At 59.4% G+C, this 13,946-nt stretch carries 12 protein-coding genes; 7 read left to right on the top strand and 5 right to left on the bottom strand.

Annotated elements, in window-relative coordinates:
• Nucleotide 1: 1 nt before the first annotated feature.
• Nucleotides 2-589 (bottom strand): anthranilate synthase component II, encoded by a 588-nt coding sequence (locus JAO29_RS01120; protein ID WP_334266329.1) that lies wholly within the window; start codon nucleotides 587-589, stop codon nucleotides 2-4.
• 71 nt (nucleotides 590-660) lie between these two features.
• On the opposite strand from JAO29_RS01120, the gene JAO29_RS01115 reads away from it, so the two are divergent.
• Nucleotides 661-948: a hypothetical protein gene (locus tag JAO29_RS01115; protein ID WP_334266327.1), complete on the top strand. Its 288-nt coding sequence runs from the start codon at nucleotides 661-663 to the stop codon at nucleotides 946-948.
• Between the two features lie 193 nt (nucleotides 949-1,141).
• On the opposite strand, the gene trpE is transcribed toward JAO29_RS01115, so the two are convergent.
• Nucleotides 1,142-2,677 (bottom strand): anthranilate synthase component I, encoded by a 1,536-nt coding sequence (trpE, locus tag JAO29_RS01110; RefSeq protein ID WP_334266326.1) that lies wholly within the window; start codon nucleotides 2,675-2,677, stop codon nucleotides 1,142-1,144.
• Nucleotides 2,678-3,018: 341 nt separating this feature from the next.
• Here trpE and JAO29_RS01105 point away from each other — a divergent pair, with 341 nt between their 5' ends.
• The gene (locus JAO29_RS01105; RefSeq protein ID WP_334266325.1) at nucleotides 3,019-4,332 is read left to right on the top strand and encodes a Glu/Leu/Phe/Val family dehydrogenase; all 1,314 of its coding nucleotides are present in this window, start codon (nucleotides 3,019-3,021) and stop codon (nucleotides 4,330-4,332) included.
• Nucleotides 4,333-4,359: 27 nt separating this feature from the next.
• Nucleotides 4,360-4,764 carry a (R)-mandelonitrile lyase gene (locus JAO29_RS01100; RefSeq protein ID WP_334266324.1) on the top strand — a complete coding sequence of 135 codons (405 nt, stop codon included), beginning with the start codon at nucleotides 4,360-4,362 and terminating at the stop codon, nucleotides 4,762-4,764.
• A gap of 221 nt (nucleotides 4,765-4,985) precedes the next feature.
• Here the strand turns inward: JAO29_RS01100 and JAO29_RS01095 are convergent, their stop codons facing one another.
• On the bottom strand, nucleotides 4,986-6,437 hold the full coding sequence (locus tag JAO29_RS01095; protein ID WP_334266323.1) for an Ig-like domain-containing protein: 1,452 nt from the start codon (nucleotides 6,435-6,437) through the stop codon (nucleotides 4,986-4,988).
• A 94-nt stretch (nucleotides 6,438-6,531) separates the two neighbouring features.
• On the opposite strand from JAO29_RS01095, the gene JAO29_RS01090 reads away from it, so the two are divergent.
• The 3 genes from JAO29_RS01090 to JAO29_RS01080 all read left to right on the top strand — a co-directional run bounded on the left by JAO29_RS01090 (nucleotide 6,532) and on the right by JAO29_RS01080 (nucleotide 9,049).
• Nucleotides 6,532-7,164: a hypothetical protein gene (locus tag JAO29_RS01090; protein ID WP_334266322.1), complete on the top strand. Its 633-nt coding sequence runs from the start codon at nucleotides 6,532-6,534 to the stop codon at nucleotides 7,162-7,164.
• A 122-nt stretch (nucleotides 7,165-7,286) separates the two neighbouring features.
• Nucleotides 7,287-7,988, top strand: a complete 702-nt coding sequence (pgsA, locus tag JAO29_RS01085; RefSeq protein WP_334266321.1) for a CDP-diacylglycerol--glycerol-3-phosphate 3-phosphatidyltransferase — start codon at nucleotides 7,287-7,289, stop codon at nucleotides 7,986-7,988.
• Between the two features lie 113 nt (nucleotides 7,989-8,101).
• Nucleotides 8,102-9,049 (top strand): amidohydrolase family protein, encoded by a 948-nt coding sequence (locus tag JAO29_RS01080; RefSeq protein ID WP_334266320.1) that lies wholly within the window; start codon nucleotides 8,102-8,104, stop codon nucleotides 9,047-9,049.
• A gap of 114 nt (nucleotides 9,050-9,163) precedes the next feature.
• Here the strand turns inward: JAO29_RS01080 and JAO29_RS01075 are convergent, their stop codons facing one another.
• Nucleotides 9,164-10,753, bottom strand: a complete 1,590-nt coding sequence (locus tag JAO29_RS01075) for a hypothetical protein (RefSeq protein ID WP_334266319.1) — start codon at nucleotides 10,751-10,753, stop codon at nucleotides 9,164-9,166.
• Between the two features lie 284 nt (nucleotides 10,754-11,037).
• On the opposite strand from JAO29_RS01075, the gene JAO29_RS01070 reads away from it, so the two are divergent.
• Nucleotides 11,038-11,811 (top strand): biopolymer transporter Tol, encoded by a 774-nt coding sequence (locus JAO29_RS01070; protein WP_334266318.1) that lies wholly within the window; start codon nucleotides 11,038-11,040, stop codon nucleotides 11,809-11,811.
• Nucleotides 11,812-12,088: 277 nt separating this feature from the next.
• Here JAO29_RS01070 and JAO29_RS01065 read toward each other — a convergent pair whose 3' ends face one another.
• Nucleotides 12,089-13,747 (bottom strand): hypothetical protein, encoded by a 1,659-nt coding sequence (locus tag JAO29_RS01065; protein ID WP_334266317.1) that lies wholly within the window; start codon nucleotides 13,745-13,747, stop codon nucleotides 12,089-12,091.
• Between the last annotated feature and the right edge of the window lie 199 nt (nucleotides 13,748-13,946).

The following is a 13,946-nucleotide window of genomic DNA, read 5'->3' as shown; positions in this document are numbered from 1 at the left end:
CCTACATCTTTAGGAAGTTCGCAATAATCTCTTTACCGTGCGAGGTCAGCACACTCTCCGGATGAAACTGGACGCCCTCAATGGGGAGCTCGCGATGTCTCAGGCCCATAATCGTCTCTTCACCTGTCACAGCATCCGTCGTTCGAGCCGAAACCTCCAGCTCCTCCGGCAGTCCCTTCGGGCTCACGATCAGCGAGTGGTAGCGCGTACAGGTCATCCTCGATGGAAGTCCCGCGAAGATCGTCCTTCCGTCGTGATCTACCTCGCTGGTCTTGCCATGCATCAGCTTCGGAGCACGCACCACATCGCCTCCAAAGGCCGCACCGATCGCCTGGTGCCCCAGGCACACTCCAAGAATAGGAACTCTGCGCTCCAGTCTGGAGAAGTGGCGAATCAGGTCTATGCTGATGCCCGCATCCTGTGGCGTGCAGGGTCCGGGTGAGATCAGGATGCGGTCCGGCTTGAGAGCCTCGACCTCCTCCGCAGTCAGCTCGTCATTGCGCTTGACTACCATCTCGGCGCCCAGCTCGCCCATGTACTGCACCAGGTTGTAGGTGAAGGAATCGTAGTTGTCGAGAACGAAGACCATGGCTATTCCGATTCTACGCCGCGGGCAACGAACTTACCTCGTCGTTGCTCTTATAGGGTGGGAGAACGTTCATGCAATTCGACTTCAGCCGTTGGAAGCACTTCACAGCCATGGCCATCATCGGCGACGGCGTCATGGGGCTGGTTCACCCCCGTCGCGATTCGCGCGCTTGGCAGTACGGCCCCAAACCGTGGCAGAACCTTATGCAGTCACTCGAGGAACACCCGAATCTCACCCGCGCCATTGCGGCCGCTCAGGTGATCGGGGGAGTGCTCTGGGTCCTGCACTCGGAAGAGAAGTACCCTTCTACTCTCGCCGCAGGGTCAAAAAGGGATCTGAGAGACGTATCGCCTGAATAGGCAAAATAAAACTCGACGGTTCGAAAAGACAAGGCTCGACCGAAACAGTCGAGCCTTGTCTTTTAAATTCTCCAAGTGATAAGGGCACCGCTTCAGCGTTGCCAACCCACCGCCGGAACTCTTCTCAAAACCTGCAGTCCCGCGCCCGTTCTATGGCCATTGCCGTACCTGTAGAAACGATCCGCTCGAGCGTTTACAGTCCGCGCGCCCTCTCTATGGCACGAACCACCGCCTGCGCCTTATTCCGGCACTCTTCGAACTCCTTCTCCGGAACCGAGTCCGCCACAATTCCAGCGCCCGCCTGGATATGCCCATGAGGCCCGTCCATGTAGAGCGTGCGGATCGCGATGCATGAATCCAGATTGCCGCTGAAGTCGGCGTAGAAGATGCTTCCGCCGTAGACTCCACGCCGTGCAGGCTCCATCTCCTCGATAATCTCCATCGCCCGAACCTTCGGGGCGCCGCTCAGGGTTCCGGCAGGAAAGCAGGCGCGGAACGCATCGATCGGCTCCAGCCCCTCGCGAAGCTTTCCTTCGAGCGCGCTCACCAGGTGCATCACGTGGCTGTACCGCTCCACGAACATCAGATCCTTCACCCGCACGGAACCAAACTCACTCACGCGCCCAACGTCGTTGCGCCCCAGGTCCACCAGCATAATGTGTTCGGCGCGTTCCTTCTCGTCGGCCCGAAGCTCCTCTTCGATCCGGCGATCCTCCACCTCATCGGCGCTTCGCGGCCGCGTTCCTGCAATTGGCCTGTACTCCACCTCGCGGCCATGCACCCGGACCAGCAGCTCCGGCGACGAACCCACAATGTGGTGGACAGACGATTTGGCTGCCCCACGTCTCGCCTTTGAGGCGTGGGTCTCCTCCAGGCCGAATCGCAGGAAATACATATAGGGTGACGGATTCACAATGCGGAGTGCGCGATAGATCTCGAAGGCCTCCACGTCGGGCTCGCAGTCGAATCGCTGCGACAACACACATTGGAAGACGTCTCCCGCCGCGATGTACTCCTTTGTCTTTTCGACCGCTTTCAGGAACTTCGCCTTCGTGGTCCGTGGAGTCAGCTTCAGCTTCTCCGCCGGTTTTTTCTTTTTGAATGCGGGCAGGGAACTCATCAGCCTTTTTTCCAGCCGGTTCAACCTGCGCACCGCTTTGGCATAGGCACCCTGAAGCGACTCGCGCTGAAGATCCGCCGTCACCATCAGGTGAATCTCTTTCTTCACATGATCGAACGCCAGGACCTGGTCGAAGAACATCAGGCAGGCATCGGGAACTCCCAGCTCATCCTTCGCGGTCGAAGGGAGCTTCTCAATCTGCCGCACCACGTCATAGGCGAAGAATCCGACAGCACCTGCGGTAAATGGAGGCAGACCGGCAAGCTTCGCCGGCGTGTGTCCGCTCAGCGCCTTTTTCAACTCCTGAAAGATGTCTCCCGTAAACCGCCGCTCCCGCTTGCCCTCGGAGACGGTGATGTCGTTCCCACGCGCCACCATCTTCTTGTACGGCTCAATCCCGATGAAGGTATACCGGCCCACATGCTCGCCACCCTCAACCGACTCCAGCAGGAAAGCCTCGGGCTCCTCCGCCGCAATCCGCAGAAACGCCGAGACCGGCGTCTCCAGATCGGCTGCTACGGTCCTGTAGACCGGGATCAGCGTATGCGAGCGGCCAAGCCGCAGGAAATCGCGCTCCGAGGAAAGGGAATTTGTGCTGGAAACAGGCATGACTGCCTCCATCATACCCGTGCCCGAGAATCACCTGGCGTCCGGGATATCGCTTCATCGCCTGTCCGCTGCTCAGGATTCCCCCACTCTCTAGGCGTGTCATCCTGAGCGAAGCGCAGCGAAGTCGAAGGATCTGCGGTTCCCGCGTGGAGCCGCCCCGAAGCTCCACGGCATCGCTCGAAGTACCACTTCGGCCCTGCCGACCATATCGAACGCGATACGCCGCCGGCTTTCGGCGCATTGAAACCCCGTCATCCGCGTCCTATACTCAGCAGGCTTGGCCACCCACCGACCTGGTCACAGCTGTATGCCTTTCCATCTCAATCACGGAGGCAAAAACAATGGCCGGAGAACAGCTGATACCAGCTACAGAGCAAAAGGAAACCACCATGCAGACCCTCACCCTCGAGCAGGAGACCAATCCCTGGGAGGCCCAGGCCGCTCGATTCGACTTTGCCGCAAAAAAACTCAATCTCGACTCCGGACTTTGGAAGGTTCTTCGTCAACCCTCCCGCGAGATCATCGTTCACTTTCCCGTCAGCATGGACGACGGAAGCATTGAGGTCTTCACCGGCTACCGTGTCCAGCACTCCGTCGCCCGAGGCCCCGGTAAGGGCGGCATCCGCTACTCCCCCGATGTCTCTCTCGACGAGGTCCGTGCCCTTGCCTCCTGGATGACCTGGAAGTGCGCCGTCGTCAACATCCCCTTCGGCGGGGCCAAGGGAGGAGTCATCTGCGATCCCAAAACACTCTCGCAGGGCGAGCTCGAGCGCATCACCCGCCGCTACACCGCCGAGATTATCGAGTTCCTCGGACCTGAAAAAGACGTCCCCGCCCCCGACATGGGCACTGATGAGCAGACCATGGCCTGGATCATGGACACCTACTCCATGCACATGCGTCAGACCGTCAATGCCGTCGTCACCGGCAAGCCCGTCAATCTCGGAGGCTCACGCGGACGTACCGCCGCCACCGGCCGCGGTCTCTCCGTCGTCTGCGACGAGGCCCTCAAGGCCCTCGACATGCCCGTCGAAGGCTGCCGAGTTATCGTGCAGGGCTTCGGCAACGTCGGATACAACTCCGCCCGCCTGCTCGCCGAAAAGGGCTACACCATCATCGGCATCGCCGAATACGACGGCGGTTTGTATAACCCCCAAGGCATCGACATCCACGCACTCGCCGAGCACCGCAAGCGCACCCGCAGCATCAACGGCTTCCCCGGAGCCCAGGCCGCCGACAAGGACGAGCTGCTCACCTATGAGTGCGAGATCCTTCTGCCTGCCGCGACCGAGAACGTCATCACCAGCCGCAACGCCGCCAAACTGCGTTGCAGAATCCTCTGCGAAGGCGCCAACGGACCCACCACTCCCGTCGCAGATGACATCCTCGCCGCCAAGAAAGTGTTCGTCATCCCCGACATCCTGGCCAACGCCGGAGGCGTCACCACCAGCTACTTCGAGTGGGTGCAGGACCGCATGGGCTACTTCTGGACCGAGTCCGAAGTCAACCAGCGTCTCGACCACATCATGAGCGAGAGCTTTCGCGACGTCATCAGCTACGCCCGCAACCACGAGGTCAACAACCGTATTGCCGCCTACATGCTCGCGATTGACCGTGTCGCCTACACCACTCGTCAGCGCGGCATCTATGCTTGATAAACATTGAAAGAGAGAGAACGATAAATGGAAATCAAACGTAACGGCACGCAGGCCCCTGTCAAAGGACCGGCCGACTGGTTCACAGGTACGGTCCGCATCGATCCTCTGTTTCAGGCGCCTGATCCTGCCCGCGTCCAGGGAGCCAGCGTCACCTTCGAGCCCGGAGCCCGAACCGCCTGGCACACGCATCCCCTCGGCCAGACACTCATCGTGACCTCGGGTTGCGGTCTGGTGCAGCGCTGGGGAGGTCCCATCGAAGAGATACAGCCCGGAGACATCATCTGGTTCGGACCCGGCGAGAAGCATTGGCATGGCGCAACTCCCACTAACGCCATGACTCACATCGCCGTTCAGGAACAGCTCAACGGCAAACCTGTCGATTGGCTGGAACAGGTAAGCGAAGACCAATATCTGCCGACCTCGCACTAGCTCTTTTGAGAAGCTAAAGCCTCCACTCATACCAGAAGCACCTAGCATGAGTGTCCTTCGTGTATAGGCCATCGAAGCGAAGCCAAGGACAGCATTCATACCAGCGCTTCGCTGCACGAAGGGTGTCCTCGATGGAAGCTCGAGCCGCTTCCCGGGGGCACGGCTCCAGCTGTGCGACCCATCGATTATGCGCAGGCGGCTTCAGCCGCTGAGGTCCCTCCCTAAGGCGTGACCACCAGCTTCACCTTCTGCGAAACCTGTACGCCGCCCACGCTCCCTGTCACTGTGATCGTGTAGGTTCCCGGCCTGGTCCCCAGGTCGGTACAGTTCCCCGTTCCGCATCCCGTCATCCCGCCCATCAGCGCCATCGCAAACACCGCCGACATCAGTCCCTTCAGAACCCGCCGTCGTCGACTTGCCACCATCACCAGCAGACCCAGGGGCAGCAACTCGCCCTTCGCCGGTACTCCGTAGGGGGTCGACGATGCACAGTCCCGCGGCGCCGAGGTCGAAATCCGCAGCGTCGCCGTCCCACCGCTCGCCGCTCCGCCCGAGGCTGAGGCCACATACAGGCACGAAGCCTCCTCGGGCAGACCGCTGCAGCTCAGACTGGCAGCCTTCGCCATCCCTGCACTCCCGTTTACCGTCACCGGTATACTCACCGTATCCCCCGCCGCCACTGTTGCCGTCGTGGTACCTAGCGCCACTCCACCCGAAGCCTGTTGGCTACTCACCACGACAGTCAACGGAGCAGATACGCTCGGCCCCGTCAGACTATCCCCGGCATAATCCGCCACGATACGGTGGGTTCCTGCAGTCAGTCCGGACGTACTCCAACTCGCCACGCCTGCCTGCACCCTTCCCGATCCCAGCGTCATATTCCCTTCGTTGAACGTCACCACTCCGCTCGGCGCCGCTCCGCCTCTAGACGTCGAGACGTTGGCAGAGAAGGTCACGCTCTCTCCCGCCACCGCCGAACTCTCATTTGCCGTAAGCGTGGTGGCGGTGGCAGCTAAGCTCCCGGCAACCGTCTCATGGACGGACGCACTGACCGATCCCATGGAGTTCCCGTCTCCCTCGTATCGCGCTGTGATGGCATGGTCGCCGCTCACCAGCATCAGCACCGACAGTGCCGCAGTCCCGCTTCCGCTCAGCGCCGCCGATCCCATCGAAACCGTGCCATCGAGAAACGTCACCATCCCCGCAACCGGACCGTGAGACCCCGCAACCGAGGCCGTGTAGACCACCTGGCCCCCCACCCCCACCGCGCCGGCAGAGGCCGCAAGCGCCGTCGTCGTCGTGTCCTGTTTTACGATCACCGTTACCGCATTCGATGTCGCGGCCGCATGTGTCTCGTCGCCGGAATATGCCGCCGTAAATACATGCGTTCCCGCTGCGAATCCCTTCTCCGTTCCCTCCGGACAATCTGCTCCGTTCACCAGCGACAGCACGCAGAAGCTCGTCGTTCCGTCATAGAAGGTCACGCTCCCCGTCCCCGTTGTGCCATCGCTCGCCGTCACCTGCGCGAGGCCATCAATCGACTCGCCGTAGAACACGGACAGCGGAGTTGTGACACTCAGCGCAACCGTAGTCGGAACCTTCGCCACCGCCCCCGCAGCGATCGGAAGCAGAAAAAACGTTGTAATCGTCACAGCCAGCTTGCGGATTGACATAGAGTTCTTGGGCAGACGTGTCTCTTATCGGCACACTCCCGCCAAAGAACAGCCATCGGAGTAGAATTCCATCGCAGTCTTCCGGAGGCGGGAAATGCGCACTCGATCCGTCGCAATCTTCACTGCACTCTTGCTCCTCGTCCCCTTTGCCATCGCAAAAGGCAAATCGAAGAACGTCCTTCCCGCCTACGTCCTCACCGCGAAGACCGTCGCCGTGGTCATCGACCCCGAATCCGGAATCGACCCCGAGGATCCCCGGGCCAACGAGATCGCGCGCAAAGACGTCGAGACAGCTCTGCTCAACTGGGGCCGCTTCGAGCCCATGGTCGCCGGCCAGCCCGCAGATCTCATCATCGTCGTGCGCCGCGGCCAGAGACGCCCCGTCAGCGAGACCATCCCTGACGCTCGACAGAACGATCGCGTGGGAGCCATTAACCCGACCGACAACGGCATGCAGATCGGCGGCCGTCAGGGGCAGCCGCCCACAAATCCGGGAATGGGGCCCACCCCCGGTCCCGCCGGCCAGTCACCCATCACCCAGACCGAGATCGGATCGATGGACGACTCCTTCGCCGTCTACGACGGTAGCGTAGCCCGTCCCCTCGCAGCTCCTCCCGCCTGGCGATACGTAGCTCACGACGCTCTCCAGCCCCATCTCGTCCCTGCCGTCGCCCAGTTCCGGAAAGCCGTCGCCGCCGCCGAAAAAGCCGCCGCGAACCATCCTTAGCCGCTACATTCCCATGGTCTGTCCCTGCCTTCCCCGCGCAGCCTTCCTCTCTGCTGTGGCAGAATTGATGCATTGACCGCCCCGGCGCGATTCCGCCCAGGCGCGCCCTCGAAGACCGTGCGATGAATCTTCCTAACTCCATCACGATGAGCCGTATCGCAGCCATCCCGCTGCTCATCTGGATCCTCTCGCCCTCCTTCCCCCTCCACGGTCACGGCCAGCCAGGCCTTATCGGCGGCGAGCAGGAGATCATCGCCTCCATCGTCTTCATCCTCGCCTCCATCACCGACGGCGTAGACGGCTATCTCGCCCGCAGGCGCGGTCAGATCACCACCATGGGCATGCTCCTCGACCCTCTGGCCGATAAGCTCCTGATTTCTGCAGCTTACATCGTTCTGGTTGCCTACAATCCGCGAATCGTTCCTCCTTGGATCGCCGTCCTCGTCATCGGGCGCGAGTTCCTCGTCTCCGGCCTCCGCTCCATCGCAGCCAACGAAGGCTTCACCATCGAGGCCTCGGAGATTGGTAAGCTCAAGACCGTCCTCCAGATCGTCTCGGTCGTCGCCGCCGTCCTCGCCCACCGCTGGGACTACTGGCTCTGGTTCCCCGGCTTCCACGGCGGCTTCGTCATCGGTGTGCACTTTATCGCCCTCACGGCGATCTACTGGATGACGATCGTCTCGATCATCTCCGCCGTCGACTACTTCGTAGGCTTCTGGAAGAAGATCGACCACGCCAGCGAGCGCCAGCGCCGCCGCGTCGTCCTCAGTCGCAAAGCCAAACCCTCCCAACCCAGCCCCGAACACCACTCTCGCATCGGCTGACATTCTGCGTGACCCACGGCAGATCTCGCGCAGCAGGATAGCTGCCTTAGCCTTGAAGGCTTCAGCCGTGGAGGTAGATTCCCCGCAAACTAGCTCTGCTAAAGTTCTCTGCCATGAGAACCGCCATCATTCTCGTTGCCACACTTCTATTCGCTGCGCCACTTGCGCGATCGCAACCGGCTACTGACTTCCATCAGCATCTCTTCAGCCCGGCCTCCCACCTGCGCGCTCCTCAGGTTGAGCCCTTCTCCGCGGCCGACCTTATATCTCTCCTCAATGCTGCAGGCATCCGCCGCGCGGTGATCCTCTCACTCGCCTATCAGTACAGCAATCCCAATCTTCCACCCATTCAGGACGAGTACACGAAGATCCGCGCCGAAAATGACTGGACCGCTCAGCAGGTGGCGCAATTCCCAGGGCGTCTCTGGGCCTTCTGTAGCGTGAATCCTCTCAAAGACTACGCGCTCCGGGAGATCGACCGTTGCGCACACGACCCGATCCTCCGGACCGGCCTCAAGATGCACTTCGGCAACTCCGACGTCGATCTCGACAATCCGCAGCACGTCCAGCAGCTACGCCGCATCTTCGCCGCTGCCGATCGACACCATATGGCCATAGTGATCCACCTGCACCCGTCAGTCACACGCAAACGTCCGTATGGAGCAAAAGAAGCCCACGTCTTTCTTACCGAGCTTCTGCCCGCTGCTCCGCACGCCACGATACAAATAGCCCATCTGGCAGGCTCAGGAACATACGATGATCCCACCACCGATCAGGCCCTCTCGGTCTTCATCGAGGCTATCCAGAAACATAATCCGAGAATGCAACATGTCTACTTCGATATCTCCGGCGTCGCAGGATTCGGTCACTGGGAAGAAAAGAAGGATCTCATCGCCACGCGCATTCGGCAGGTCGGTGTCCACCGCATCCTCTGGGGATCCGACAGTTCCTACGGTGGCGGGCTCACTCCGCGCGAGACAGTCCGCGCGTATAAGGCTCTCCCCCTCACCCCGCAGGAGTTCCAGATCATCGATACCAATACGCCATCTTATCTGCACTGAAGCGGGCCCCGGCTGCCCCATTCGTGCGCTCTTATTGCATGAGTGCACCATTCGCTCGAAGCGCCAACCCGCCGGTTAAGGCCACGACTTCAGCCGCGCCGTAGGCGGGAATAGTTATTGTTTCGCAGGAAGCAGGCCGTAAACATCCACCTCGCCTTTTGTGCCAACATACACATGCCCACTCACAATCGTGGGGATCGCGAAACGAAGGGCATAGCCGGCGCTGTCACGAGCGGAATTTTGATTACTGGCATAGAGCAGATGAGAGATATCTGAAGCGTCCGCAGCATAAAGAACCGCTCGCCTGTCAGGCGAAGCCCAGCCTTTCGAACTCATCACCCAGACAATCCCGTTCTTACTGCCATTCGCAGATACCGTCGGCGTTGCGGCGTGATCCTCCAATTTGAAGCTGCTGGCGGCTTTGAAGATGAGCTTTCCGTCTTTTACCTCGAAATCGCGAAGTGAGTCGTGATCACTGAGGACATAGACATTGTGGTTCCAATACGCCATCGATCCGTAGATGCCGCGTGAGATTGAAATCGTCTGCACCGCATGGCTGTTGCTTCCTGGATGAAAATGACCAAGGTTGTCGCGATCCACCACGTAAATCATGGGGCCTTTTCCACCGATCACTGCAAGGTGCGGATGCTCTCCCGACTGATCCGGTAACAGCATAGGCCCGCCCGAACCAAGATCATGATCCTTGGCATCGAGTTCGCGGGCGTTGAAAGGCGTGAAATAGTCAGCCGGTTTCAGGGTTCGGCCATCAGTACGAAGTTTGAGGAGAGTATCTCCGTAGTCCCTCCCCCCACTCGCTACATCGAACTGCCCATTACCCGTCGCAACGAAGATATTCCCATCCTTGTCCGCTGCCGGGCCCGTGTCGCTCGCCCATATTCCGCTGTCATCCGCATCGGGAGACGTATTGAAGACCGCCCTCTGCTTCAGGCTCCTGGCATCGTACGCCATCACCCAGCCGTGATAGGGTCCCACATCGCAGGATGAGCCCCAGGTGAGATACACCAGGCCGTTCGATAGCAGTAAAGCGGCTCGTGGATTCTCCCGCAACGGTTCAAACGCCATGCTTCCACCCTTGGTGCCCGTGCCGTTTCCATCCATCGAAGCTTCTATCTCTACGGGGCCGCCAGATCTTTCGCTGCCGGAAGTCACCGCGAGCGCATGAAGATGTTGACGATACTGCTCGTCAGCAGGGAGGCTCGTCTTCTTTGTGCGAGCCAGCACATAAAGAGTCCCGGTCTTTGTATCGATCACCGGGGTCGAGGTAATTCCAACCTCCGGCTGCGTAAATGGACAGGAGACATCCCTGGCGGGAACCGTAGTCACGCCATCCTTCACAAAACTTACATGCCATAGCGGCGTTGAAGGCTTGCCGTATGCGTCGAAGGCATAGACGCTGTCGTGTTCTGTCACAATAAACACGACGTCGTGTCGGCCCTTTCCAGGAATTTGAACGTTCGCCAGAAAGAGCGGCTGAGCATAGATATCTCCGTCCACCTTCAACGTGAAGAGTCTTCCAAACTGTCTCTGATTGACGTTTTGTGGCGTCAGCGTTTCTTCCTTCAGGTTTGCACCAGTTCGCGCATTGTCGTATTGCGCAGTCGTCATCTGCGGATGCGCGGTAAGGCCAAACAAAAAGACGATGACGCTCCCACAAGCGTGAAATCTACGTCGGATGAATTCCATACATCCCTCGTTTCCAGCCGCATATATGTTCAGCTTAGTGTCGGAATCCGACTATATCGATAGGCGACTATCGAGTCAAATCGAAGACTTTGTTGATTGCCGTGTGCCGCGGGTCCATTATGCAGGCTTCATCGTGAGTGGGCCATGCCCGCATTGCGCGAACCGCAGCGTCACAGGGATGGCTTCAGCCTGCCACCCAGTCCACAAAGAAAGTGGGTTTAGCCGCTGAGGTCCGCTTTTCTTCGCACCTTCTGCGCAATTCTCTTTGCTAAAGTTCTCCTGCCATGAAAACCCTCCTCATCCTCGCACTGGCCACTGTGACCCTCCACGCCCAGCAGACCCCTGAGGTTCCCGACTGGGCCCAGCCCGGCTCGCCTACCCATAAACAAGTCCCACCTCCCGCTGACTTCCACCGCCCCAGCAAGATCTTCAACAATCGCATCGGCATCTTCGACGGAGAAGCCGACGTCGGTTCCGCTCTCGTCCCTGGCTCTGCCAGCTACGATCCAGCGACGAAGCAGTACACCATCCACTCCGCCGGCTACAACATCTGGTACTCGCGCGACGAGTTCCGTTTCCTCTGGAAGAGGATGTCAGGAGACCTTTCACTTGCTGCCGACGTCTCTTTTCCAAACCCGAACGGCTACAACGACCGCAAGGCCGTTCTCATCATCCGCCAGAACCTCGACGACGACGCACCTGAGGCAATGGCCGGGCAGCACGGCACCGGCATGGTTCACCTTGCTGCCCGCCTCACCCGCGGAGCCAGCTTGCGCGACTACGAGTACCGCCTCTCCGCCGTCGGCCTTCCCTCCAGTTCCAACGGCCTGACCACCCTCCATCCCAAACGCATCGGTCTCGAAAAGCGCGGTGATGAGATCGCACTCTACATCTCGGTCGAAGGCGAGCCGCTCCACCAGTTCGGCCCTCCCATCCGCCTCCACTTCGACGGACCCTTCTACGTGGGCATCGGCTTCACCTCGCACCTGCCCGCGACTTCCGACACCGCCGTCCTCTCCAACGTCAACCTCGTAAACTCCGCCGGGCAGGTCCGCTAGCCAGATTCACAAAGCCGGGGGCGGGTGCCCATTCCTGGGGCTCCATCGCACGAGTGTGCCATTCGCGCAGCGCGCGAACCGCAATGTTAAACGCACCGCATCAGCCGCTGAGATACGGGCGCGCTCTCGAACGTCCTCGGAAGCTCCTCCGGCACGATGCACTCTCCCGCATACTCCGCAAGCGATAAACCGCAGTGATCCCTGCTCTGCCTATTACTCAGAGATTAGAGTGTCGAGATTTTATCGATCGCGGTAATCTTTGCTTCGCTCCTCACAACTACTTGGCCGTCCACACATCGTATTCGTAACCGACGCTCTTGGACTTGTTGTAATGATCCTCGATGTACGTGCAAAGAGGCTCCAGCGTTTCAGGAACGTGCTTCGGATGCGCGAAGTATGGAAGCACGAACAGCAATTCGATCAGCTTTCTTTCGCCCATCGGATTGAAGGTGCAGCGCTTTTTGAAATCCTCTGGAATCAGCAGAGAAGGAGAGTCCGAGATCTCCGTGATCTTCCGATTCACCGCATCTGGTGTGAAGACATTAACCACACCGTCGAAGTACCCCTCATCCACTCCCGCCTGCGACATCCCCAGGTGATTTGGGCTGTACGCAAAAGGAGCTTTGATCTTCTGTGGAAAGCTCATCGCTTGAAGATGCCGATCAGCGGATACAGCAGTTCGCAGCAGACCCTTGTAAAGCCACACGCCCGACACCGTCGGCAGTATCAGGAAGAAGGCGATGAAACAGGCTCGATACGTCTTCCAGAGAGGCGCGTCCGAGGCGAGAAGGGAGGCTGCAAGGACGATCCCTGCAGCGGCAAATCCAACGTGCCCGGGGTCGCAGCGGCCCAGAGCCGCGAAGAGCGTTCCTGCCGACGCAGCGATCACAAACAGCAGGCTTCGGTCCCCCTGCTTTGCTCGTAAAGCCTCCGCGACATATAACGCCACCAGCATGCACATGAAGAAGAACAGGAGGAGGTGTCCTGCCGGGAGGATCGGAAAGTTATACGCTCCTCCCGAGAACATCTTTAGCGTGTAGAACATGCCCAGTCTGCTTGCACCATAGAGCACCACCGCGAGCGATGCCAGCAGGCCGACATACTGCAATGCGATTCCGATGGACCAGTCGGCTTCAAGCAGCACGCAGTAAGCCACGCATCCCATAATGAAGGCAAGGCCGATCTCGGGCGAGATCGACAGCAGGATCATCGTCGCCAGCAGAATTGCAGCGAAGGGAGCAACTCTGCTTCGCCCGGAACCCGTCCCGTAGCTCCGGTCTACGATCAGGGCGAGGTATGGTCCCGGCATAAACCGAAATAACGTATAGTTCGTCCCCGTCGTCAGCACCGAAATAAGTGCGAAGGTGCAGAGCAGCGTAAAGATATCGGCTTTGTGCGCAGACGGAAACCGGATCATCGTTAGTGTCTGCGAGAGAAGCCAGACCCCTGTCAGCAGCGTCAGCAACCAGAAGATCGCGTAGCTGTACTCTGCGCTGAGGTGGAAGAGCATGAAGATTCTTGGGAGGTAGAGAAACGCTGGTCCGTAGGCAAACTCGAAGTCCCGGTAAGGAACAGCGCCCTTCGCAACCAGGTTCAATCGATCGATCAGGTAGGCGGATTCCCCAAAGCCTCCGAATCCATGATCGAATGCGGTCATGGCAGCCCAGCCGACTGCGAAGATCACCATCCAGCGCTGTATCAGCGACTTCGGAATAACGGAGTCTTGTGACGGCATTACAAAATCTGTTCGGAACAAAAAGGTGCCGAGAAATAGGACTGCCAGTAAAACGAGTGTGCCGACGCGGTTGTTATACCCGAACGCATAAGAAGCGGAGATCGAAGGCACCGTCAGAAATAGCTTTGGTATCAGGAAAATCGCTGCAAGAGCCGCGCAGACGAGAGTCGCTGTCTTCCAGGGGTCCAGCTTTGAACGCATTCTCCCACCTTATATCAGGCAATCTCCCCCCGGCCTTCAACCCCGCAGTACGTCCAGTTCCGTCCTCCGCGCCTGCTCAATCCGAGTTCCCTTGAGAAGGACTCGGCGGATTCAGGCCTGAAGGAAATCACGGCCTGCCGATAAGTCTGTCAATCCGCTGTGCCTCCTAAAAGCTGCTGATTCAGTCATATAGAATTGC

It is taken from the genome of Edaphobacter sp. HDX4 (assembly GCF_036877565.1).
In the GTDB taxonomy this organism is placed as follows: Bacteria; Acidobacteriota; Terriglobia; order Terriglobales; family Acidobacteriaceae; genus Edaphobacter.
The sequence above is the reverse complement of the archived record's forward strand: the minus strand, read 5'-3'. Positions and strand labels throughout refer to the sequence as shown.